The sequence below is a fragment of the Cupriavidus sp. 22TCCZM01-5 genome (assembly GCF_057798915.1).
Map to the genome: position 1 here is coordinate 1 of NZ_JBYOJR010000047.1, position 22,150 is coordinate 22,150.

A 22,150-nucleotide genomic window follows, 5' to 3' on the forward strand; every position below is an offset into this window, starting at 1 on the left:
GTCCGCCATGAATCAGTTTGCTATTCTGTATGGCGAGCGATTTACTGCCGCTCGAAGCTGACAGAATTCAAAACCGCCTCGCACACAAAAATACGGACAGGCCCTGCCAGCAAGACGGGGCCTGTCACCACAACAAAACCCCCGTCGGCGACGCCGTCGAAACAGCAGCGCCCGCCAAGCACGACAACCCCATCATTACCCAATCCCACGCGGCCCGCACAGAATCAGTGCGCGCCGACCCGCACCGGTTCACCAACGGCCGCCTTCAACCTCCCCAGCAGCCCGACGCTGGCAATCGCCACCAGCAGCGGGACCGCAAACACGTAATACAGATGCGCCGACGGCCAGCCCGCATCAAGCAGCGCACCCGCCACAAGCGGCGCGAGCACCGCGCCGAAGCGCCCCATGCCAATCGACCACCCCATGCCCGTGGTGCGCGTCTGCGCCGGGTACAGGATCGGCGCGTACGCATAGAGGCCGACCATGCAGCCGAAGATCCCGGCGCCGATCAGGATCGCCAGCACGAAGGCCGCCGACAGCGTGCTTGCGTACAGGCCGAAGCCGATCATCATCAGCGCGGTCAGGATGAAACAGCTCCACAGCAGCGGCCGCAGCCCGATGCGCGCGGCGAGGAACGCGAACGCGGTGCCGCCGACGATGCCGCCAACGTTGAGCAGTACGCCGCCCGTGATGCCCTGCTGCGCTGACATCCCCGCAGCCACCAGCAGCTTCGGCGTCCACGAGAGCACGAAGTAGAACGTGAACATCACGAGGAAGAACGACATCCAGATCATCAGCGTCTGCATCGCCAGGCTGCCTCGGAACAGGCTGCGCACGTCGCCGGCCTCCCGCGCCTGTGTTGCCTCGTGCGCTGGCAACGCGGCGACGGTCGCGCGTCCCATGCGCGCGAGCAAGCGGTTGAGCTTGTCGAGCGCGCCTTCGGGGCGCCGGGCGATCAGGAAGTCGAGCGATTCCGGCAACCGCGCAAGGACCACCGGCACCATCGCGAGCGTGACGAGGCCGCCGAACACGAACACGCTGCGCCAGCCGTAATGCGCGAGCAGCACGCCGGCGATAGCCCCGCCGATCGTCGCGCCAACCGGATAACCGGTTGCCTGCAGCACGATCGCCGTGCTGCGCCACTTGTCGGACGCGTACTCGCCCGTGATCACGTTGATGCTGGCAAGCATCCCGCCGATGCCGAGCCCCGTCGCGGCGCGCAGAGCCGCGAGCTGCGGCACATTCTGCGCGAGCGACGAGCACAGCATGCCGGCCGAGATCGTGCCCAGGCAAATCAGGATCAGCGGCCGGCGGCCGATACGGTCGGCCCACGGCGCGAGGAACAGCGAACCGGCCGCCATGCCGAACAGGCCGGCGGAGAGCAGCACGCCGATCTCCTTGCCGGTCAGGTGCCACTCGGTCGAAATGTGCGATGCCGTGAAGGCCATCGCCAGCACGTCGAAGCCGTCGAGCATGTTGAGTACGATGCAGATGGCGATTGCCATCACCTGGACGGGGCTCATCGTGCCGTGGTTGATGGTTTCCCTGATGTCGGGCTGCATTTGTCTACCTCCATGTATTTGTTGAGTACCGCCACGGACGGGCGGCTTTCGGGGGTACGGCGTACTGCAATACCGCGGGGGGCTACAGGTCCAGCACGAGCATGCCGCTCCTGGCGCGCGAGCAGCATGGCAGGAACTGGTCATTGGCGGCGCGCTCCTCATCGGTGAGGTAGGCGTCGCGATGATCGGGCGTGCCCGACAACACGCGCGTCAGGCACGTGCCGCAGACACCTTGCTCGCACGAGGTCTGGATCTCCACGCCGTGCGCGGCCAGCGCCTGCACCACGGTCTCATCCGCGGCGATGTCGATGACGCGGCCGGTGCTCTGCACTGTCACCTGGAAGGCGCCGCCTGGGGCGGACGGCGTTTCCGGCGCTGCAAAGTACTCGCGGTGCAGGTTGGACTCGGGCCAGCCGGCAGCGCGTGCCGCGTCCAGCACGGCGGCCATGAAGCCGGACGGCCCACAGACGTAGAGATGCGTATTGGCACGCGGGGCACGCGGGGCACGCGGCGCGGCGAGGAGCTGCTGCAGGTCCGCGCGCTGCCCGTCGTCGTGGTACAGGAACGTGCGCTCGCGCAAGTCGTCGCCAGCGATCCGTTCCTGGAATGCCGTGCTCGCGGCGCTGCGCGTGCAGTAGTGGAACTCGAAGGATGCGCCGCCGCGCGCGAGGCTCTGCGCCATCGCGAGGATCGGCGTTACGCCGATGCCTCCCGCGAGCAGCACCGAGTGTCCGGCGTCCGCGTGCAAAGGGAAATGATTCTTCGGCGCGCTGATCTCGAGCGTGTTTCCAGGCACGAGCGCATGCATCGCTGCCGAGCCGCCGCGCGACACGGGATCGCGCAGCACGCCAAGCTGGTAGCGGTGCGTCTCGGCCGGGTCGTTGCACAGCGAATACTGGCGTACCAGTCCATCGCCGAGATGCACGTCGACATGCGCGCCGGCGGTGAAGGGCGGCAGCGCATCGCCATCGGCGGCCACCAGCTCGAATACGGCGATGCCGTCGGCGGCGGCCGTCTTGCTTGCAATCCGGACCTGCATCATGCCGCTCCCGCCTGTGCAACCGGCTGCGCGGCCTGCGTATGTTCCTGCATCTGTTCCTGCGCGAGCAGCCGGTCCAGGACGCGGCGCGCCTGCACGCCACCCGCGTCGATGTTCAGCTTCAACAGTTTGCGCTCGGGATTGGCCAGCAGGTTGCGCTGTTGCGCCTCCAGCATCTCCAGGTCCTCGCCAAAGATCTTGCCCTGGCCTTCGCGGATGGTCGCGGTGAGCGCCGCGTCTTCCGGCTTGAAATTGCGCGCCATGCCCCAGAAGTACCAGATCGAGGTCTCGGTCTCTGGCGTGATGAAATCCACGACGATGCTCGAAGCCTTGTGCTCGGGGGGCGCATGGTAGCCACCCTTGCCGGCATGGGCCACGCCGACCTCGATCATCACATGGCTCGGCGGTGTGAAGCGGCAGATCTGCCAGCGGTCGCAGGGCACGTCGCCGGCAAGACCGTTGCCGCGCAACGCGGCGGCCCAGAACGGCGGTGGCAGGATGCCTTCCATATGGCGGCTCGTGATCACTGAGTCGCCCTCCACGCGCGTAGCCGGCGCGGCGTCCTCGATCTCGGCCTGGCCGATGCTCGACGCGTGCACGTAGGTCTCGTGCGTCAGGTCCATCAGGTTGTCGATCATCAGGCGATAGTCGCAGCCGATGTGGTACAGGCCGCCACCATGCGCCCACTCGGGGCTCACCGCCCATTCGAGATGCGGGATCAGCGTGTCATCGGCGAGCGCGGCATCGCCGGGCCAGACCCAGACGAAACCGTAGCGCTCCACGGCAGGGTAGTTGCGGATCGATGGAAAGCCGCCCACGCGCTGACCGGTCATTGCCTTGCATTTGCCATCGCGGCCCATCGTCAGGCCGTGATAGCCGCAGACCAGTTGCCCGTCGCGCACGAAACCCAGTGACAGTGGCGCCCCGCGATGCGGACAGAAGTCCTCGAGCGCGGCGACGCTGCCATTTCCATCACGGTACAGCACCATCTTCTCGTTGCAGATCGTGCGGCCGAGCGGCTTGCCTGCGAGTTCATCGGGCGTGCAGGCGACATACCAGGTGTTTTTCAGGAACATGACTTTCCCCTCCCGGCGCGCGAGGCGCCAGGATCCTTTGGTTGACGAAGAGGGTGGTGAAGGGACCCGGGGTGCGGGTCAGGCGGTGCGGCCGGCGCGCCGGATCAGGCTACCGCCAAGTACCTGTGACATTGCCTGCTGGTTCTGCAATGCGAACTTCAGGTTGCGGTTGGCGATGCGGCTGTGCTCGCGCATCAGCGCCTCGGCACGCGCGCCTTCGCGCTGTTCGATGGCCTCGACCACGGCGCAGTGCTGCGACTGCGCGAGCAGCAGCATCTCGCGCGCGCTTTCGTCGATCGACTGCACCATGACGAAGGCGCTCGCGGAAGCGAACGGCAGGCTCGTGACCTTGTCGATCTGGCGCGCGACGAGCGCGCTGCCGCAGGCCTCGGCCAGCAACTGGTGAAAGCGCGCGTTGAGGTCCACGTACTGCGAGAACTTCACGGCGGTCAGTTCACCGGTCAGCGCGCTGTCGATCTGCGCGATGACGTCGCGCATCGCGTTAAGAAGGCTCGTGCTGACGCCACGCTCGGCGGCGAGGCGCGCGGCCAGGCCCTCCATCGTGCCGCGCAGTTCGATCGCGTCGCTGATTTCGTTCTCGTCGAACGAGCGCACCGCGAAGCCGCCGGACGGGATCGGCTCGACGAGCCCTTCCTCCTGCAGCCGGATCAGCGCCGCGCGGATTGGCGTGCGCGACACGCCAAGGCGCTCAGAAACCCATAGTTCCGAAATGCGTCCACCGGGCGGCAACTCGCCGCCAAGAACCAGCTCGCGCAGGCCGAGCAGGGCGCGGACGGCCTGGGAGGTGCTGGTGCCCGCCTTGCTGTCGCTGAGGTTGTGGTTGTCCGTGTCCATCAGGATGTCTCCGTGGGGCGAGCCGCGCAGGACCAGGCGGCCTTTAATCGCTTTGTTGGATACAGACTGTATTCAGCTTGCCGGAGGATGACAAGAAAAAGATCGAAAAACTAAGGGTAAACGTGGGGAAAATTACCTGGATTTCAGGGTATGAAGGGACCTCTGACGGCGAGTTGGATACAACAACGGTTCGCGCGGATCTCGTTGAGGCGCGGGGGTGCTTCAGCAAGCACCCCTCGGGCAAGCCGGAACCAGGCATGCAGACCGCTTCGACATCACGAACAAGAAGCTTGCAAAAAGGGCGTTGGGTCCATGCGCACTCAAGTACGACCACCCCAAGATCGACGGCCAGCGCAAGGGTCGTATATCAGCGCAGGTTGCGCGCGCACTTTTGCAGCAGTTCGTGCAGCATGACCGCATGCGCGGCGTCGATTCCCTCGAGCATTTCGCGCTCCATCTGTGCAACTGTGTCGTCGCATTGCCGCAGCAAATCACGTGCGCTCTCGGTGAGGCTGAGCAGCACGATGCGCCCGTGCAAAGGGTCCGGCTGGCGCACGATCCAGCCACGCGCTTCCATCGTCTTGACCACCTCATTGGCTGACTGAGGCGAGATGAGTGAGCGCTCGGCCAATTGCGCGTTGGAGGTCGGGCCGCGCGCGTGCAAGACGGAGAGCGCCGTGAACTGCGGTAGGGTCAGCCCGTGCGGGGCCAGCACCTCGCCCAGGCGGCGCTTGACGATTCGGTCGGTACGTCCAATCAGGTAAGGCAACCGACTGGGCAGCGCCGCAGGTGCCTGCGCCGGCGACGGCGCCCCCTCCCTCGTCTTCTCGGGCGTCTGCGCCCGGGATGCCTTCATGGTCTGGCGTCTCATTCTTGTAATCTGTCCTGCCTCGGTGCTGCCCTTCCTCAAGGGGGCCAGTCAAGGCAATCGCGTAGGCGTTTCCAAGCTGTCAATGATATGCCATTTGCAGGTAGGCTGATATCAAATTGACTCAATGGATGAACCATCGGTCATTGAGATAGGAAAAATCACAAGAATTGGCCGCGCACGGGCATCTGGCGCCCGCAGCACGCCCAGCTGCTCCTGAGCCATCGGTCAGGCCGCGGGTCCGTTCCGGTTCCGCGTTGACTCAACCGTGAATACAACCAGCATACCGCCCAAGATCGAGACGTTTTTCAGAATGTGGTTGATCTGGTTGATCACGTCTGCGGAATCGGCGCGCCAGAAGCCATGGAAGATCACCGTCGTGGGCACCAGGAACAGTGCAAGGAGCAGCGCGCCCCACCGCGCATTCCAACCCGAAATGAGGGCGAAACCGCCACCAATCTCGATCAGGATGGTCAGCACTAACAGCAGATTCGGTAACGGCAGTTCAGCGCTGGCAATCCAGGCGGAGTAGCCCGCAAAGCTGCCCATTTTCAGGAAACCGGAGATCAGGAAGAGCGAGCCAAGAAGGGCCCGGCCGACCGAGTAGAGCCGCGAAGCGGTTGTCGGCGTGATGGAAATGGTGGTCGTGGACATGACCGTACTCCGAAATCGAATGAGCGTCAGCGAAGCCGTCGCCGGGACCGACACAGCCGGCTAGGACGCAGCCTCGGTGTCCTTATGAGCCCTGACAAGCAGGACCGGTACGCTGCAATGGCGTACGAGGCTTTCAGCCACGCTGCCCATCAGCATGCGACGAATCCCGCTGCGGCCGTGTGTTCCGATCACGACGAGCTGGGCGTGGCTGTCTTCCACGATCTTCCGGATCTGGTTGCCGACGTCACCCATCGCCAGGATCTCGTCGATCAGGATCGCGTGGCTGCGCACCTGGCTTGATTCGGCTCTTGCCTGTGCCTGCGCGAGAAGCTTGTGCCCTTCCCTGACCAGCCCGGCCCGCACTTCCGCCAACTCATAGCCGCCGTCAATGACGTGAACAATTTCCAGTTCCGCGTCACAGGCGCGTGCCACGCCGATCGCCTCTTCCAGGCCCCGCTCGCCACACTCACTACCGTCAATGGCAACCAGAATCTTTGAGTACATGCTCAGTCTCCTACAAGTGGGAAGCCCTGCCTGTTCACGAGCCGCCATGGTAACGATAGGGTACGGCGCGACACCCGTCCATGAGGCGATCTTGCCGCTTTCGCCCGCCCGCGCAGGGTCAACACCGTCTGCCGGGAATCGCTCTCCCTGACCATGACTGGATCGTAGGAAGCCAAACCGCCCCGGCATTGATGCATGTCAATCCGCGTGCTCAGTCGATGCGGCCTTGCAGGACGATCGTGGCTGGGCGATGCCCTCTTCGCGTACCCGACTCTGGCTGGTCAGTGCAGTCGTCAGTGAATAACTTGATCCAGCCCAACTCCTGGCGGCGCGTGCGACCTAGTGTAGTTGTGAGGTGCTGCGCGTTAGCCAGCGGGGTCAGAGCGAAAACCAGCCTGCCAGTTCTCCTGGCCAGGCAGTAGTCGGAGCCAGGTCATGGTCAGGCCCGCTCTGGCGTGAAGGAGTGAACATGGGCTACAGCAGCATTCTGGTTCAATTGGACGGCAGCAAGGCTTCCGACCAGCGTCTGGCGCTGGCTTCGCAGTTGGCGCAATCCAATATGTGTCCCCTGATAGGGCTGTTTGCGGGTTTCATCCCCGACCCCGCCTGGTTTTACCTGATGGAGAATGCCAGGCAGTTTGTCGAAGAGGACATGCAGCGGCGCCGGCTGGTCAGGGAGCGCGTGCGTCAGGCATTCTGTGAGTCGACACAGCAACTGTCCGCCGGCGCCGAGTGGCGCGCTGCGGAGCACGATACGCTGTCGACAGTGCTGCGTGAATCGCGCGAGGCCGGCCTGATCGTGGCTGGCCAGTACGATGAGAACGGCACTGAGGGGCCCGTCGCGCGACAGATTCTCGAAGCCTTGCTGCTGGAGAGCGGCCGGCCTGTCCTGGTAGTTCCCTGCGCCGGAAGTTTCTCCGCGACAGGCGCCCGCGTGATGATCGCCTGGAACGGCAGCCGCGAAGCCGCGCGAGCCCTGCATGACGCCTTGCCACTTATCGCGGGGGCACAGGCGCGCATTCTGAGCGCGCCGACTGCGGCCAAGGAAATGCGTCCCGATGCCACACCGGTGGGGCACGCGGCACGTGTTCTCGAGCAACAAGGCGTGACCGTGGGAGTCGAGCATGGCCCGGGCGGATCCGACCTGACAATCGGTGAACTCCTGCTGTCCAGGGCAGCGGATTTCGATGCGGACCTGATCGTAATGGGGGCGTACGGGCACGGACGCATGCGGGAACTGGTGCTGGGCGGGGTGACGCGGACCTTGCTGGCATCGATGACGGTCCCGGTGCTGTTCTCGCACTGAAAACAGCATCCTAGAAAAGGTAGAGGCGCGGCTGCTCGGTATGGCGCGCGTCGCCAGTCCGCGCGCGCTGGAAGATGCCTGCCACCAGGGCCATATCCGAAACCAGCGCGCAGATGACTTCATCGATGGACAGTACCCCCAATAGCGCGCGGTCCTCGCCTACCACCGCGAGATTCCGGACGCCGTGGGCGAGCATGGTGCGCAGCGCTTCGCCCACATGGGCGTCCCGTTCGATCGAAAGAACACCTTGCGTCATGACCGAGGCCACGGTCTTGTCGCTGAAGCCGTCGGCGTCGGCGAGGCCATGGACAACGATGTCCCGATCCGTCACCAGTCCCCTGACGTACAGCCGGCCCGGCATGCCATCCGTGACGAGCAGTGCGCTGGCACAGTGGTCGCGCATGAGCCTTGCAGCCTCATGAAGGCCGCCGGTCATGGCAATGTGAGTCACGCCGCGTGAACAGATCTCGTCGACTTTCATCTTTAGTTCCCTCCCACGCGCTTCGCCCCTTGTGCGCCTGCGGCATGACGTCGTCTACGCGGCAAACCGGAAGTGCCCGCTATGCAGGACGATGTGACAGGCGCCGGTCATCTCGAACACGCCGCGAGCGACTCCCTCGATCGTCTTGCGATGGTTCAGGAAGGCTGGGATGAGGTCTTCACGGAGATAGGAGCGGGCGCCAAAGTGGTCTTCCAGCGCCTCCGCTGTTATCTCATATGACGCATGACACCCATCGATCTGCGCCGCGCATTGCAGGCTTGGACCTCCGGGGCAATACGCCGGCTCGGTGTTGAGAAAGACGATCTGACTCATGACAGCCACCCTTCGTTCAGGTCATTGACCCGTCAGCGTTCCGCTTCGCTTCGGGTCAGAAGGACTGGCAAGCATGTCCTGCGGATAACGCCTTCGGACACGCTTCCCATGACCGTGCGCCGAAAGCCACGCCGCCCATGCGTCCCGAGCACGATCAGGTCGGCCTTCCACTTGTCGGCTTCCGCGGCAATGGTGTCGGCGACCAGTCCGAGGGTGTTCGTGCGCTCGATCAGGTGTGTCACGCCAGGTATCCCGGCGGCCCGGAAGCGGTCCACTGTCCTGGTCAGGGTCGCCTGGCCGTAGGTCATGACCTTCTCCAGTAGGTCTGTCGGATCGCTGTATTTCAAGTCGAGGAAGAGATCGTTGTCATCCACCACGAACAGCGCCTTGACTTCCGCGCCGGTCGCCTTGGCAAGAATGATGGCCTGGTCGACCGCGAGCGAGGCTGACTGGCTGCCATCGACAGCCACGAGAATTCGCTGATACATGCTGAGACCTCTCGAGACAGGGAGCCAGGCTGACAGCGGAGGCACCGGTCGGCATGAATCAAGGCTAGGCTGCGCGGGGAAGACCGGCTTGATGTGTGTCAAACGGGCGCTTGCGTCTGGCAACCGGTGGGCCTTCGCCATGAAGCTTGATGTGTGACAAGTCCAGGCTGTCGCTGGCGTCTAGATTGCAAGGGCGGCTCTGCCATGCCGCTACAAGGAGCTTCTCCATGGACTACGCGACGATCATGGTTCACCTCGACGCCAGCCGCCACATGCACCAGCGTCTGCACCTCGCCGTCCAACTGGCGGTGGAGTATCAGGCAACGCTGATTGGCTTGCTGGCCTTGGGAGAGCCGGAGCCAAGGTCAACCCGTTACCTGATGGACGGTGACCGTTACCTGGCTTCCTACAAGGAGTGGCAACGTCATGCCGGTGAAATGGCTCACCAGGCATTCCTGGGCGCAACGGACGGGCTTGTCATCCCGACCGAGTGGCGCACGACCGAGTGGGCAACGGCGGCTACCGTACAGGGAGATGCCCACGCGGCGGACCTGATCGTTCTCGGCCAGCGCGATCCGGCGGACAACGAGGCGTTCGACGACCCTCATTTCGTCGAGTCCGTGGTGTTGCAGTGCGGACGGCCGGCCCTGGTCGTGCCCTATGCGGGCGCGTTTCCCAAGGTTGGCAAGACCATCCTGGTTGCCTGGAACGGCAGCCGGGAAGCTGCCCGGGCCATTCACGACGCCTTGCCCTTCCTGCGGCGCGCGGAGTCGGTGGACGTGGTCTCGTGGGGCAAGCCGGACGTCTCATCCGACCTTTGGCTTTCTCCCGCGCGATATGCGGTCGAGTGGCTGAGCCGGCATCGCGTGCAGGCGCAACTCCATGACATCGAGACAGACGCCGGCAACGATACGGGAGAGATGTTGCTGTCCCGGGCTGCGGACCTGGGCTCGGACCTGATCGTCATGGGTGCCTACGGGCATGGACGGATGCGCGAACTGGTCCTTGGCGGCGTGACGCGTACGATCCTGGCGTCGATGACCGTACCGGTGCTTCTGTCGCATTGACGGAGAACACCAATCCAGTCGTCTGAAAAGGACAGGCCATGGAATACAGGACTGTGCTGGTCGCGCTCGGTAGCGATGCGGGCTGTCAGGCGCGCATCCGGATGGCCGCCGAACTCGCGGCGCGTTTTGGCGGACACCTGGTTGGCGTCAGCGCAACCGGCGTCAGTCTGGGCCCGCTTTTCCGCGCTGGTGAGGAGGCCGCAAGCCACGCCGAGCAGGCGCGCCGCAGACGCCTTGCGCACACCGCCGCGTCCGGCGAACTGCTTAGTGAAACAGTCGCCCGGTCGGCGCACCGCACGCCGTTCACGCACCATGTCGTGGAGGATGAACCCGGCTGGGTACTCGCGCAGGAAGGACGCGTTGCCGACATCATCGTTCTGGCAGGCATGCTGCCCCCCGGGGACAGCGAGATGCAGCGGATCGCGGAGCAGGTGCTGCTGAATGCCGGCCGCCCGGTGCTTCTCGTGCCGCCACAACCGGCGCGGCTGCACGGCGGACATGTGGTAATCGCCTGGGATGGCGGCCGTGAAGCGGCACGCGCGGTCGCCGACGCCATGCCGCTGCTGCTGTGTGCCGGCAAGGTGACGATTCTTGCCGTCTGGGACGAGAAGGGAAGCCCGGACGCGAACAGCGAGCCAGTTGCCGGCCTGAGGCACTATCTGATGCGGCATGGCGTCATTGCCGGGGTCCATACCGAACAAACCGCGGAGCCGGTCGGGACCGTGATCCTCGAAGCATTGCAGACGCTGGACGCCGGGATGCTGGTGGCCGGTGGCTACGGTCACTGGCGTGTCCGCGAGCTGATCATGGGCGGGACGACCCGTAGCCTGATGCGCGCTTGTCCGGTGCCGCTGCTGCTTTCCCATTGAAAGGGGGCGAAGTGGAGCTCCTATTCCTCGGTGCCACGGACTCCGTCACAGGTTCGAAATACGTACTCGACACTGGACGCAGCCGCGTCATGGTGGATTGCGGGCTGTTCCAGGGCTTCAAGTCGCTTCGATTGCGCAACTGGGAGCCACTCCCCGTGGACCTCGCCAACCTGGATGCCGTGATCCTGACGCATGCGCATATCGACCACAGCGGCTATGTGCCGCTGCTCGTGCGCAACGGCTTTCGCGGCACGGTGTTCTGCTCCATGGGAACCGCGCAACTGTGCGGCATCCTGCTGCCCGACAGCGCGGCGCTTGCCGAGGAGGACGCAGCCTATGCCAATCGCAAGGGATTCTCGCGCCATCGGCCGGCCCTGCCGCTCTACACCAGCGCAGATGCCGCGCGTGCGCTGCGCCGGCTTGAGCCCAAGCCATTTGGTGCGCGGTTTGCGGTCACGCCGGATATTGAAACGGAGTTCCACCACGCCGGGCACATCATTGGCGCCGCTGCGGTGACACTGCACGTGGCCGGGCAGCGCATCGTTTTCTCGGGCGACCTGGGCAGGCAGCAAGACATCGTGATGCGGCCTCCGGAATTCGTCCGCCAGGCGGACTGCCTGCTGGTCGAGTCGACCTACGGCAACCGCGTCCATCCGGACGAGAATCCGCTGGATGCGTTGGCCAAGGTTGTCGACAACACGCTGGGCCGGGGCGGGAGCCTGGTTATCCCGGCCTTCGCGGTTGGGCGCACGCAGGCCTTGCTGTACTGCCTGCATCGGCTGATCGAGGACAGGCGCATGCCCGACATTCCCATCTACCTCAACAGCCCGATGGCCATCGATGCGACCCAGATCTTTGCCTTGCATCCTGACGAACTCCGGATCAATCGCGCGACCTGCGCAGCGGTATGCGCCTTGCCGATCCCGGTGCAAAGCATGGAACAGTCAGCCTGGCTCAACCAGGACCACACATCCAAGGTGATCCTGGCCGGCAGCGGCATGGCGACCGGCGGGCGCGTGTTGCATCACCTGGCCAGTCTTGGCACCGACCCGCGCTGCACCATCCTGCTGTCAGGTTTCCAGGCCCCCGGCACGCGCGGCGCGGCGCTTGCGGGCGGACAGCGCGAACTGCGTATCCATGGCAAGGACGTTCCAATCCGCGCCGCCGTTGCGCAGATTCAGGGACTGTCGGCGCACGCGGACGCGAATGAACTGATGACCTGGCTCGGCGGATTCCATGTGCAGCCACGGCGCGTATTCATTGTCCATGGCGAGCCGGATGCCAGCGATGCGCTGCGCCAGCGGGTGGAACGGGGCCTGGGTTGGCAGGTGACGATGCCGGAGTATCGGAAGGCCTATCGCCTGGACTGAGCCGCCTGGCAGGCTATCTCCTGCTGACCTTCGTCAGCCGGAAACTGCTTGCGAGATTCCTGGAACCGGATTGAGGAACGTTTCGCGGGCCGCCGGATTCCGGCCCCACGTATTCGCGCAGGCGCAGGTTGCACTCCGCTGGCGTGCTTCTATAGTGCCTTCAATAGGAACCGGAATGTGCGCTCAGGGCACCAGACATGGCGAAGGGCAAGACCCCTCATACGATCAGGATGCGCGGGACGCGGCTTGCCGCCGGGCGCCAGCTTCGCCGGGCGGGCCCAAGCCAGGCACGGCTGGCGGGGATCATCCGTTCGTCCATGGAGGCCATCATCTCTGTCGACGGCGCGCAGCGCGTCGTGCTGTTCAACCCGATGGCGGAGACCCTGTTCGCATGGCCAGCCGGACAAGCGATCGGCCGGCACCTCAATGACTTCATTCCCGAGCGCTTCCGGGCTGCCCATGAAGCGCATGTGCGTCGGTTCGGCATCACTGGTATCTCTGACCGGCAGATGGGGCGGCAACGGGCGCTCTATGCCATGCGCCGGGACGGTAGCGAGTTCCCCATCGAGGCGTCCATCTCGCAGACGATCGATGGTGGCACGAAGCTCTACACCGTGATGCTGCGCGACATTACCGAACGGGTACGCGCTGACGAGGCGTTGCGCCGCTCACGCGAGGAACTGCAGCAGCTTTCGGGCAGCATCCTGGCCGCGCGCGAGGAGGAGAAGCGGCGCATCGCACGCGAACTCCATGATGATCTTGGCCAGCGGCTCAGTGCGTTAAAAATGGACATGGCCATGCTTGGCGCCGATGTCGCGGAAGGCAGGGACACCCAGGGTCTGCTCGGGGACATCGCCGCCATGAACGATGTCATCGACGATACCGTGGCGTCGGTTCGCCGCATTGCCAGTGACCTGCGTCCGGCACTGCTGGACGAACTGGGCATGCTGACCGCCATCGAGTGGCTGGCCACGGATTTCTCCAAGCGCTATGGATTGCCGGTGATCGTGGACGGTGTGGATGCCGATGTTCCCGAGCAAACCGCGATTGCCATGTTCCGTATCGTGCAGGAGGCATTGAGCAATGCCGTGCGGCACGCCAATGCAACGGCCGTGAGCGTTCACCTGGCGCAAGTGGATGGCCAGATCGAGTTGCGCGTACAGGACAATGGGGCGGGCTGGGACAAGCAGTCATCCGGCAGAGGGCCACGCAAGTCACTGGGGCTGCTCGGGATCCGCGAGCGGGCACGCCTGCTTGGCGGAACGGTGGCGATCGACAGCGTGCCGGGTGCGGGGTTCTGCCTGACCGTAAGGATCCCACAATGGAAAGGGGCCTGAGATGATCCGCGTACTCATTGCAGACGACCACGCCGTGGTACGGGACGGGCTGAAGCATATCCTGGAACGCGCCGGCAGGTTCGAGGTGGCCGGCGAGGCCGCGGACGGCACGCAGGTGCTCAAGCTGGTGCGGGATTGCGCGCCGCAGGTGCTGCTGCTGGATTTGTCGATGCCGGGCCGCAGCGGACTCGAGCTGATCCGGCTGCTGCGGGACGAGCAACCGGGGCTGCGCATCCTGGTGCTCACCATGCACGCGGAGGAGCAATACATCGTGCGCGCTTTCCAGGCTGGCGCCGCAGGCTACCTGACCAAGGAAAGCGCGGCGAACGAGCTGGTGTGCGCCATTGACCAGGTGGCCAGCGGTGGCACCTATGTCAGCCAGGCGATCGCGGGCAAGTTGGCCACCAGCCTCCAGGACCCGTACAGCCAGGCGCCCCACCTGCGATTGTCGGACCGTGAGTTGGAAGTGTACCGTCGCCTGGTGCTGGGCGAGCCGCTCACGGCGATTGCCGCGGCCCTTTGCGTCAGTGCCAAGACCGTCAGCACGTACAAGATGCGGCTAATGGAAAAGATGCACATGCCAAGCGAGGCGGCACTGTTGCGCTATGCCATGCGCAACCGTCTGTTCGACGATGACGAAGGGCTCTGAACCATGCCCGGCCGTCAGTGCGGATCGATACAGACAGGGAGAAGCGCAACTGCCGGTGCAGTCGAGCTCACCTCGGCTTCTCAGCGCATGTCGAGGGCCTCCTGGTCGAGCAGTTCGATCTGTTTGCCCCGCACCCGGATCAGCCCTTCCTGCTGGAAACGCGACAAAGTCCGGCTGACGGTTTCCAGAGTCATGCCAAGGTAGCTTCCGATGTCTTCTCGCGTCATGCGCAACGTGAATGCCGTGGACGAATAACCCCTGCGTCGCAGACGATCGGAGATGCTGAGCAGGAAGGAAGCCACCCGTTGTTCCGCCGACAGGTTCCCGAGCAGCATCATCTGCCCCGTCTCCCGGACGATTTCAGCACTCAGGAGCTTGTGCACATGTTGTTGCAAGGACCTGACTTCGCGGCACAGGGCTTCGAGCAGGTGGAACGGGATGACGCAGACCGCGCTGTCCTCCAGCGCAATGGCATCGCAGGTATGGACATCGGTGGCGATGCCGTCGAGGCCGACCGTTTCACCGGGAAGGAAGAAGCCTGACACATACTCCCGGCCGTTCTCATGGGAAAGCACGGTCTTGAATGACCCCGAACGCAGCGCATAGATGCTCTGGAAGGGGTCCCCGGCCCGGTACAGGGCCTGGCCTTGCCTGACTATTCGCCAGTTGCGTACCACATCATGCAGGCGCACGACGTCGGCGTCGCCCAGGCTGGATGCCATGCAGACGTGCCGTAGCGCGCAGCTCGAACACTGGGCCGCCGGCTTCGGCGTCATCTGCGCAGCGGCCACGGCAAGCGTTGAAGCCGGAGCTTCGGCAAGTTCAATCGAAAGCGATTCGCCAGTTTCAACCATCGCTGTCTCCAGATAAGCTGGTGTCAAGACGGCTCCGTCGCGTCCGCAACCGCGGCGATCCAAGGCCGAGTTGGGCTGCGTCCGCAATCTTCAGCAGGGAAGCCCGCCATTGGTTGACTTCCAGTGTCTTGTCGAAGCAGTAGCTTCCCCCTGCCTTCAGGCAGGCCATTCGCATCAATGGGGCCGCGCTGTTGGTGAGCACGATCACAATGCTCCGCGGCAACGCGGCCGCCACCAGCCGGATTTGCCACAGGGGCTGCCCGCTGCGCAGTCCGACCAGCACAACGTCCGGGTGAAGCGCCTTGATCGTTGGCAGGTTGGTTTCCGCATCCGTACCCGTTCCGACTACCCTTACGCCCACGATGCCTTCAAGCATGCGCAACTGCCGCGTCCTGATGGCACTGGCGTGTTCGAGGAGGTAGACGGTAATCGTGGCGAGTTGGGGGCGGCTGCTCATGAGATCAGTATCGTGGGTGTCGCGGCGGTTCGAAATCAGGCAGTGCTGAGACTTGTGTCAGTCCTGGAGGCAGGGCTGTCAGGTTTCCCTGACTGACGGCCTGACTGACGGCCTGACTGACGGGCGGCCTTTGGGAGACTCTGTGAGTGAGGCAGCCGGCTCATAGCGGGATGCATTCATCTTGATGCAGGACAAATGACTGCCATCCGGAACTGCCAATCTGAAGACAGCCGGATCCTCCGGTTCCATATCAGTCTTGCAAGGAGAGCACCATGACCAACCTCAGGCACTATGATCCGTTTGCCGTCGAACCGATCAGCGACATGCTGCAAGGCATGCTGCGCTCGTTCCGTGGGACGGCCGATACGGGCCTCGCATTCAAGGTCGACGTCTCGGAATCGGATAGTGGCTATACGCTGTCGGCGGAACTGCCGGGCGTGAAGAAGGAAGACATCGAGGTTTCGGTGGATCGGGGTACCGTGATAATCGCGGCGAAGGTGGAAAGATCCTCCGAGCAGAAAGAGGGCGAGCGCGTCATCCGGCGCGAGCGCTACAGCGGCTCGATGCATCGTGCCTTTACCCTGGATGCAAATATCGATGAGAGCAGAGTCGACGCGACATACAGCGACGGCGTGCTGCGCGTGCTGTTGCCCAAGAAGGAAAGCTCACCGCAGCAGCGGATTGCCGTGAAGTAGTTTGATCAAGAGACGTATTATGCGGGCGCTGACAAAGCAGGAACAGGCGGCCTTGGCCGCACAACTGGACGCGGATGAGGCCCGCATCCGTGCCGCCGTCGGGTCTGCGGACTCGCCGCTGGTACCTCTCACGCAACCTGAGGCGCGAGACGGGGGCGATCTTGCGGAAGAAGGGGCCTTGCAGCGCCAGGAGGACGCCATGCTCGAGCACTACCGGATGCAACTGGCCGATATCGAGGCAGCCAAGGCGCGGATCAAGGGCGGTCGGTACGGCGTCTGCATCGACTGCTGGCAGGCCATACCCTACGCGCGCCTGCAGGCCTATCCGACTGCCCAGCGCTGCACGGCCTGCCAGCACCGCCATGAGCACCCGCACGCCAGCGGCCGCTGAAGGGCGGGGCGCCAGGTTCGGGGTTGCAACCATTGCGAGGGTAATCGCGAGTTCTCGCGCACGGAACCGCGCCCGACAGTCTGCGAGAGGGTCGGCTCCCCATAACAGACGTTCTGCGCCATAGCGCGACATCGCAATTACCGCGAAGGGCGCTTTGCACTGCGTCATGCGCCAAGGCTCATGCTCGAGTATGTTGGAATGGGCAGGCCATTGAGCCAGGCACTGGCTGCTTTCGGCCGACGGCAGGTCGACGCAGGCGGCCCCCGCGAAGTATTTGCGAAGGAGTCCGGATATCCCTGACGACAGCATGAACTCCTCTCCGGTTGTGGCGCCGATGACCGCTTTGGCTGAGATTGTGCGCAGCGCTCAGTTTGCCTATGCCTACGAGCTGTTCCAGGCATCGATGCGCCAGTTCGGACCGCCGTCGTTCCACCTCGCACCGATTTTCCAGGATGGGCAGCGCCTGCCCGTGCGGCAGACTGTCGTTGCCGAAACCCCCTTCTGCCGGTTGCTCCGTTTCTCGGTGGGGGAAGGCAAGGGGGTACAGCGGATGTTGTGTGCCCCACTTGCCGGGCACCGGGCGGTGGTCGTAGGCGATGCCATCGAGTCCATGCTCGCAGATGCCGATGTTTATGTCACCGACTGGATCGACGCACGCGATGTACCGCCTGAAGCGGGGCGATTCGGCCTGGATGATTGTGTACTTGTGCTGGAGCGTTTCATGGCGCTGCTTGGTCCGGCCAACCTGGACGTGGTGGCGATCTGCCAAGGCACCGTCCCGGCGCTGGCGGCGGTCGCACGCCTGGCAGCCAGCGGTGCGCGGGAGATTCGGGCGCTGGCGCTGATGGGCGGCCCGCTGGATGCCCGGCTTCGCCCAACCAGGCTCGGACGCATTGCGGCGGCAATGCCCGTGCCTGTGTTCCTTTCCAACTGCACGGGAGCCGTGCCGCCCGGATATCCCGGTGCCGGGCGGGTCGTCTATCCTGGCTTCCTGCAACTGCCGACCCTGGCAAGCGGCCAGCCGGAGCGGCTGTTCTCGCTCATGCTGGATGCCTTGCCTTACCTGTGGCTCGGCCATCGCTCTGTGGACCAGGCGTTGAGGACCAACGCAGGCTATGGGGCAATGATGGACATGCCGGTGGAATTTCTGCTGGATACCATGCGTATCGTTTTTCGCGAATACCTGCTGCCGCGCGGCTTGTGGTGGGTTGATGGAGTTCTGGTAAGCCCGGCATCCATGCGCACAACCCGGCTGCTGACGGTGGAAGGCAAGCTCGACACCATCACCGGTGCCGGGCAGACCCACGCGACGCATGCGCTATGCACCGGTCTGACGGACCGGCATCGCGCCAAGGTCACGGTTCCCGGCTGTGATCACTATGACTTGTTCTGTGGCAACGTGTGGCGCAACCGCGTATATCCCGCTTTGCGTGCCTGGCTCGAGGAGCCAGCGCAATGTCGACGATCGGATGGATCGCTTAGCCGCGCTGGCCTGGCATCGTGACGTTCTTGTCGCTGATTCCCATCCGGGCGATCAGCGCCGTGGCCTGATTCGCGGATACTACGCAGGCGCGCTCGGCCACGGTCAGTGGCTCCTGCACGCGCAATTGCCATTCCAGCGTAGCGCAGTCGGCTTCCGAAGGATCCTGGTGCGCCAGCGCCCGGGCCTCGATGCGGGCGCGAAGCGATTCCAGAGGCGCTTCGCAATCGACAATAAAGAAGGGCACGCCAAGGCGACGTGCTTGCGCCGCAAAGCGATCGCGCTGGCTGCGCAAGAGGAAGGTCGCATCGGCAATCATGGGAAAGCCCGCGCTGCAGCCCAGCCGGCAAATGGCAAGCAGGCGATGGTAGGTTCGCTCAGTCCGCGTGTCGCTATACCAGCCGTTTTCCGGCGGCATGTCATGGCGCGTCCTTTTGCGCTCGACGTCCGAGCGTACACGCACCATGCCTGCGGTCTCGCTCATCTGCGCCGCGACGGTGGACTTGCCGCTGCCGGAAAGGCCATGCATCAGGATCAGCGGACCGTTGCGGCGAGCCAGGGTACGCCGGGCGAGGGCCAGCAGGTCGTGGCATTCGACCTGGGCGGCGACCAGTGGTAACCGGGCGGCCTTCTGCTGCTGGTGCTCCCGTTCCAGCAGCACGCGCGCGCGCACCAGCGCGCGCATGGCGACGTAGAACGGCAACAAGACCAGTCCCGCATAGTCTCCGGAGTGCTGCAGGTAGACGTCGAGCAACCGGTAGGCAAGGTCTTGCCGGCCATGATGCTGCAAGTCCATGAAGGGGAAGGCAAGGTCGCTGATGGTGTCGATCCAGCGCAGCCCGGGATTGAACTCGAGGCAGTCGAACGGCGTCGGCTTGTCGTCGAGCAATACAATATTCCCGAGGTGCAGATCGCCATGGCACTCGCGTACATGGCCATGGCGCAGGCGTGACTGCAATGCACCGGCCAGCATGCTCGCCCTGGTCCGGATCAGCTGCCCGACCTGGTCGGCAAGGCCGGCGTCGTGAGCAAGCCGGGCGATGCCGCCGAGGCACTCCGCGAGCGTCGCGTCAACGCGCGCTGGCGTGCCGAAGCCTTCGGCCGGGGCCGCGCGCGGCTGGTCGTGATGGAAGGCGGCGATGCGCCGCGCCAGCGCATCCACATGAGCCACGTCCAGACGCTGCGCCCTAACCCTTTCGAGAAGCAGGTCTTGCTGCTCGAAGCACCGCATCTTGACCGCATACTCAAGGGGCGTGCCGTGGCCTTCGACCCGTACGGCCCCTGCGCCGTCATCCGTGGTGATGGGCACCACGCCGAGGTAGAGTTCCGGCGCAAGGCGGCTGTTCAGGCGAAATTCTGTCTCGCAATCGGCTCGGCGCGCCTGCGCGGTGGAGAAGTCCACAAAGTCGAACCGCACCGGTTTGCGAACCTTGTAGGCAAAGGCACCCGCGAGGAATACCCGCGATATATGCGTCTCGATGACATGGACTTGCTGGACCGGATGCGGGTAGGCGCCTGCCTGCGTCAACGCTGCCGTCAATGCCGTGTCATCCATGAGAGCTTTCCCTCCGTCAGCCGGGCTCCGCCGAGGCAAAACGGCCGGCGACCCGCTGTCTGATGATTGCGAAGAGTGTACTGGCTGGCAGCCGTCATGTCCCGGCGTTGCAAGCCGGCCCGCCAACGCGCGACAGGCAGCGGGTAACCCGCCGTCAACGGTGGCACAACCCTTGATCCATAACAAGATGAAAGCTCTCGCGCCGCCTAGTCTGCAAAGGGTGGAAGGTGCCGGCAGCCATTGGGCGGCCAGGTGCCTTATTGCCACATCACGCAAGGAGTAGAGGATGCGCGCCTTCATTGCGACATGCTGCCTGATGCTGTCGGTCGGCACATCGGCCGGTTTCCGCGTTGCAACAGCCACTTCGCTGGAGGGGACGCTGCAACCGAGGCAACTGAACGGCATCTCCTACGTCTCCGGAGGGATCGGCATTGACGAGGCGGCCGCCATGCGTGGCGCGGCGAAGCAGTTCAATGTGCGCATGCATTTCGTGGACAGCGCCGATAGCAGCGCCTTGTCGGACGTGACGGTCACGCTCTTCAACGCGCGGCGCGAGATCGTCCTCCTGGTGCTCAGCGAAGGGCCGTACCTGTACATGAATCTTCCGCGAGGTACCTATCGGGCGCTGATCCGCTACGGAGGCGTCATTGTCAGCCAGAGCATTACCGTGACAGGCAGTGGCGCCGGCATTGATCTTCTCCTGCGCTTTCCGTCGAGGCAACCCGGCGGCGAAGCGCTGATTGCCACCTGGTGATGCGGCTCTGCTGACGAGCGGTCGGAAGCGATTCGGCAGACGGACAAGCCGTTAACAAAAAGTGTTGGAAATTTAAAAAACTCCCTGGAATCCTTGTCAGGCCTAGGGTCGCTCTTCCCGAGTTGCCGACGAATTCATTGGCAGCTTTCTTCTGAAACCTCCTCTCAAGTCTGGTTCGCCGGAGGAGACCTCCGAAACTCACCCCTGGAAATATGCAGCATGCAGCATACGTGACGGCTAGACATGTGGAGGTTCTCAAGAGTAGGATTTAATCCTACCGACTGGAGGGTGCTATGCGAACCACTCAACAATTGAGCGTCACGCTTCCTACCGAGATGGCGCAGGCCGTGAAGGAAAAGGTACGCAGCGGGGAATATGCTAGCGAAAGCGAGGTAATCCGCGACGGGCTTCGCGCGCTCCTTGCAAGAGATCGTGCTGTCGAAAACTGGCTCCGCGAACAGGTTGTTCCTGCTTACCAAGCCCTCAAGGCGGATCCGTCCCGGGCCTTGACCGCCGACCAGATCCGCGCCGGGCTGGCCGCTAAACACGCGGAGAAGACGAAGGCACGATGAGGACCTATCCCGTCGAATTCACGCCAGAGTTTCGGGAGCAGATTGGAAACCTCTACAACTACATCGCCGAGGAGGGCTCGCCGGACATTGCGCAGAGGTACACCGGCGCGATCGTCAGCTATTGCGAGAGCCTGGGCACGTTCCCGCATCGAGGCACGATGCGGGACGACGTGCAGCCCGGGCTGCGCATCACCCACTACAAGGGCAGCGCAGTGATCGCCTTCGCTGTCGATGAAGATCCCGCCAAGGTTTCTATCATTGGTCCTTTCTACGGTGGCCAGGACTACGAATCGATCCTGCGCGACACCGACTGATCGAGCCCCCACACACTGCAAAGAGCCAAAAAACTGGGGCACCAGCCTAATTGCCTGGCGCCCCAGTTTTCAACATTTTTTGTTAACGGCTAGCAAGACGGAAAGCCGAGGTCCGCGCCGGTTGCATTACAATGCGCACATGTCGCGTGCAATCCCAGGTGCTTCGCTTCGGGGCGCGGCGTTGGTACTTTTCGTACTGACGCAACTGCTGACCCCGCTCCTGCACGGCCATTTCGGAACTCCGAAACAGACTGGCCTGCACGTGCACGCCGGACTACCTGCGGAAACTGATTCCCATTTCCGTGCCGCGGCTTTTTCCTCGGGCACTGCTGCGTCCGCCGGGCTTGAGGATCATGCCCATGCCGATTCGTCGCAGGCGAGCGCAGACGCGTTCGAAGTGGATGTCGAATCCGGGATCGGACCGCTGGCGTTGGCCGCGCTGCTCCAGCCAGGGGTACTCCCCGCTCTGTCGATCCTGACGCTGGGGTTGCTGGCGGCGCTTGCCAGTGGTTCCACGCGACGGTCTGCTTTCCCTCCCGCCCCCGTTCCGCGCTGGCGTTACTGCTTCAGTCACCCGCCCCCCGCCCAGGCACCACCGCAGTTCTCCTGATTCCCGTTAT

At 64.0% G+C, this 22,150-nt stretch carries 25 protein-coding genes and 1 pseudogene; 13 read left to right on the forward strand and 13 right to left on the reverse strand.

Annotation, left to right across the window (positions count from 1 at the left end):
* Positions 1 to 224: 224 nt before the first annotated feature.
* From AC3FNH_RS29560 to AC3FNH_RS29590, 7 genes are all read right to left on the reverse strand, one after another.
* Positions 225 to 1,562, reverse strand: coding sequence for an MFS transporter (locus AC3FNH_RS29560; protein ID WP_488722596.1), 1,338 nt, complete (start codon positions 1,560 to 1,562; stop codon positions 225 to 227).
* 82 nt (positions 1,563 to 1,644) lie between these two features.
* On the reverse strand, positions 1,645 to 2,601 hold the full coding sequence (locus tag AC3FNH_RS29565) for a PDR/VanB family oxidoreductase (protein WP_488722622.1): 957 nt from the start codon (positions 2,599 to 2,601) through the stop codon (positions 1,645 to 1,647).
* Positions 2,601 to 3,677: a Rieske 2Fe-2S domain-containing protein gene (locus tag AC3FNH_RS29570; RefSeq protein WP_488722597.1), complete on the reverse strand. Its 1,077-nt coding sequence runs from the start codon at positions 3,675 to 3,677 to the stop codon at positions 2,601 to 2,603. Before AC3FNH_RS29570 ends, AC3FNH_RS29565 begins: the two co-directional genes overlap by 1 nt.
* A 78-nt stretch (positions 3,678 to 3,755) precedes the next feature.
* Positions 3,756 to 4,532, reverse strand: coding sequence for a GntR family transcriptional regulator (locus tag AC3FNH_RS29575; RefSeq protein WP_488722598.1), 777 nt, complete (start codon positions 4,530 to 4,532; stop codon positions 3,756 to 3,758).
* Between the two features lie 367 nt (positions 4,533 to 4,899).
* The gene (locus AC3FNH_RS29580; protein ID WP_276101997.1) at positions 4,900 to 5,403 is read right to left on the reverse strand and encodes a MarR family winged helix-turn-helix transcriptional regulator; all 504 of its coding nucleotides are present in this window, start codon (positions 5,401 to 5,403) and stop codon (positions 4,900 to 4,902) included.
* A 225-nt stretch (positions 5,404 to 5,628) separates the two neighbouring features.
* Entirely contained in the window at positions 5,629 to 6,054 is a 426-nt protein-coding gene (locus tag AC3FNH_RS29585) for a DoxX family protein (RefSeq protein ID WP_276101996.1), read from the reverse strand.
* Positions 6,055 to 6,114: 60 nt separating this feature from the next.
* Positions 6,115 to 6,558 (reverse strand): universal stress protein, encoded by a 444-nt coding sequence (locus tag AC3FNH_RS29590; protein ID WP_276101995.1) that lies wholly within the window; start codon positions 6,556 to 6,558, stop codon positions 6,115 to 6,117.
* Between the two features lie 469 nt (positions 6,559 to 7,027).
* Here AC3FNH_RS29590 and AC3FNH_RS29595 point away from each other — a divergent pair, with 469 nt between their 5' ends.
* Positions 7,028 to 7,864 carry a universal stress protein gene (locus tag AC3FNH_RS29595; RefSeq protein WP_488722599.1) on the forward strand — a complete coding sequence of 279 codons (837 nt, stop codon included), beginning with the start codon at positions 7,028 to 7,030 and terminating at the stop codon, positions 7,862 to 7,864.
* Between the two features lie 10 nt (positions 7,865 to 7,874).
* Here the strand turns inward: AC3FNH_RS29595 and AC3FNH_RS29600 are convergent, their stop codons facing one another.
* From AC3FNH_RS29600 to AC3FNH_RS29610, 3 genes are read right to left on the reverse strand one after another with little or no spacing between them, the layout of a single operon-like run.
* Positions 7,875 to 8,345 (reverse strand): CBS domain-containing protein, encoded by a 471-nt coding sequence (locus AC3FNH_RS29600; RefSeq protein ID WP_276101993.1) that lies wholly within the window; start codon positions 8,343 to 8,345, stop codon positions 7,875 to 7,877.
* Positions 8,346 to 8,399: 54 nt separating this feature from the next.
* A complete protein-coding gene (locus AC3FNH_RS29605; protein ID WP_276101992.1) occupies positions 8,400 to 8,678 on the reverse strand; it encodes a DUF1488 family protein in 279 nt (92 codons plus the stop codon).
* 32 nt (positions 8,679 to 8,710) lie between these two features.
* Entirely contained in the window at positions 8,711 to 9,166 is a 456-nt protein-coding gene (locus tag AC3FNH_RS29610; RefSeq protein ID WP_488722600.1) for a universal stress protein, read from the reverse strand.
* A gap of 227 nt (positions 9,167 to 9,393) precedes the next feature.
* Here AC3FNH_RS29610 and AC3FNH_RS29615 point away from each other — a divergent pair, with 227 nt between their 5' ends.
* From AC3FNH_RS29615 to AC3FNH_RS29635, 5 genes and pseudogenes are all read left to right on the forward strand, one after another.
* On the forward strand, positions 9,394 to 10,233 hold the full coding sequence (locus AC3FNH_RS29615) for a universal stress protein (protein ID WP_488722601.1): 840 nt from the start codon (positions 9,394 to 9,396) through the stop codon (positions 10,231 to 10,233).
* Positions 10,234 to 10,271: 38 nt separating this feature from the next.
* Positions 10,272 to 11,102: a universal stress protein gene (locus AC3FNH_RS29620; RefSeq protein ID WP_488722602.1), complete on the forward strand. Its 831-nt coding sequence runs from the start codon at positions 10,272 to 10,274 to the stop codon at positions 11,100 to 11,102.
* 11 nt (positions 11,103 to 11,113) lie between these two features.
* Positions 11,114 to 12,472 (forward strand): MBL fold metallo-hydrolase RNA specificity domain-containing protein, encoded by a 1,359-nt coding sequence (locus AC3FNH_RS29625; protein ID WP_488722603.1) that lies wholly within the window; start codon positions 11,114 to 11,116, stop codon positions 12,470 to 12,472.
* Positions 12,473 to 12,696: 224 nt separating this feature from the next.
* Positions 12,697 to 13,791 (forward strand): annotated as a pseudogene (locus AC3FNH_RS29630) (PAS domain-containing sensor histidine kinase); the annotation flags it as partial.
* Between the two features lie 19 nt (positions 13,792 to 13,810).
* A complete protein-coding gene (locus AC3FNH_RS29635) occupies positions 13,811 to 14,458 on the forward strand; it encodes a response regulator (RefSeq protein ID WP_488722604.1) in 648 nt (215 codons plus the stop codon).
* A gap of 80 nt (positions 14,459 to 14,538) precedes the next feature.
* Here AC3FNH_RS29635 and AC3FNH_RS29640 read toward each other — a convergent pair whose 3' ends face one another.
* Complete coding sequence (locus AC3FNH_RS29640; protein ID WP_488722623.1) at positions 14,539 to 15,312, reverse strand: helix-turn-helix domain-containing protein; 774 nt, start codon at positions 15,310 to 15,312, stop codon at positions 14,539 to 14,541.
* Positions 15,305 to 15,769 carry a response regulator gene (locus AC3FNH_RS29645; RefSeq protein WP_488722605.1) on the reverse strand — a complete coding sequence of 155 codons (465 nt, stop codon included), beginning with the start codon at positions 15,767 to 15,769 and terminating at the stop codon, positions 15,305 to 15,307. Before AC3FNH_RS29645 ends, AC3FNH_RS29640 begins: the two co-directional genes overlap by 8 nt.
* Before the next feature lie 272 nt (positions 15,770 to 16,041).
* Here AC3FNH_RS29645 and AC3FNH_RS29650 point away from each other — a divergent pair, with 272 nt between their 5' ends.
* From AC3FNH_RS29650 to phaZ, 3 genes are all read left to right on the forward strand, one after another.
* A complete protein-coding gene (locus AC3FNH_RS29650) occupies positions 16,042 to 16,464 on the forward strand; it encodes an Hsp20/alpha crystallin family protein (RefSeq protein ID WP_276101984.1) in 423 nt (140 codons plus the stop codon).
* 52 nt (positions 16,465 to 16,516) lie between these two features.
* Positions 16,517 to 16,855: a TraR/DksA family transcriptional regulator gene (locus AC3FNH_RS29655; RefSeq protein WP_488722606.1), complete on the forward strand. Its 339-nt coding sequence runs from the start codon at positions 16,517 to 16,519 to the stop codon at positions 16,853 to 16,855.
* Positions 16,856 to 17,189: 334 nt separating this feature from the next.
* Positions 17,190 to 18,359, forward strand: coding sequence for a polyhydroxyalkanoate depolymerase (gene phaZ / locus AC3FNH_RS29660; RefSeq protein WP_488722624.1), 1,170 nt, complete (start codon positions 17,190 to 17,192; stop codon positions 18,357 to 18,359).
* Here the strand turns inward: phaZ and AC3FNH_RS29665 are convergent.
* Positions 18,334 to 19,890 (reverse strand): bifunctional aminoglycoside phosphotransferase/ATP-binding protein, encoded by a 1,557-nt coding sequence (locus AC3FNH_RS29665; protein WP_488722625.1) that lies wholly within the window; start codon positions 19,888 to 19,890, stop codon positions 18,334 to 18,336. The two genes, phaZ and AC3FNH_RS29665, sit on opposite strands and share 26 nt — an antisense overlap.
* 286 nt (positions 19,891 to 20,176) lie before the next feature.
* On the opposite strand from AC3FNH_RS29665, the gene AC3FNH_RS29670 reads away from it, so the two are divergent.
* From AC3FNH_RS29670 to AC3FNH_RS29685, 4 genes are all read left to right on the forward strand, one after another.
* Positions 20,177 to 20,644 (forward strand): carboxypeptidase regulatory-like domain-containing protein, encoded by a 468-nt coding sequence (locus AC3FNH_RS29670; RefSeq protein ID WP_488722607.1) that lies wholly within the window; start codon positions 20,177 to 20,179, stop codon positions 20,642 to 20,644.
* Between the two features lie 293 nt (positions 20,645 to 20,937).
* Positions 20,938 to 21,216, forward strand: a complete 279-nt coding sequence (locus AC3FNH_RS29675; RefSeq protein WP_276101981.1) for a ribbon-helix-helix domain-containing protein — start codon at positions 20,938 to 20,940, stop codon at positions 21,214 to 21,216.
* Positions 21,213 to 21,530 (forward strand): type II toxin-antitoxin system RelE/ParE family toxin, encoded by a 318-nt coding sequence (locus AC3FNH_RS29680; protein WP_488722608.1) that lies wholly within the window; start codon positions 21,213 to 21,215, stop codon positions 21,528 to 21,530. Before AC3FNH_RS29675 ends, AC3FNH_RS29680 begins: the two co-directional genes overlap by 4 nt.
* 139 nt (positions 21,531 to 21,669) lie before the next feature.
* Positions 21,670 to 22,140, forward strand: a complete 471-nt coding sequence (locus tag AC3FNH_RS29685) for a hypothetical protein (RefSeq protein WP_488722609.1) — start codon at positions 21,670 to 21,672, stop codon at positions 22,138 to 22,140.
* Positions 22,141 to 22,150: the final 10 nt, after the last annotated feature.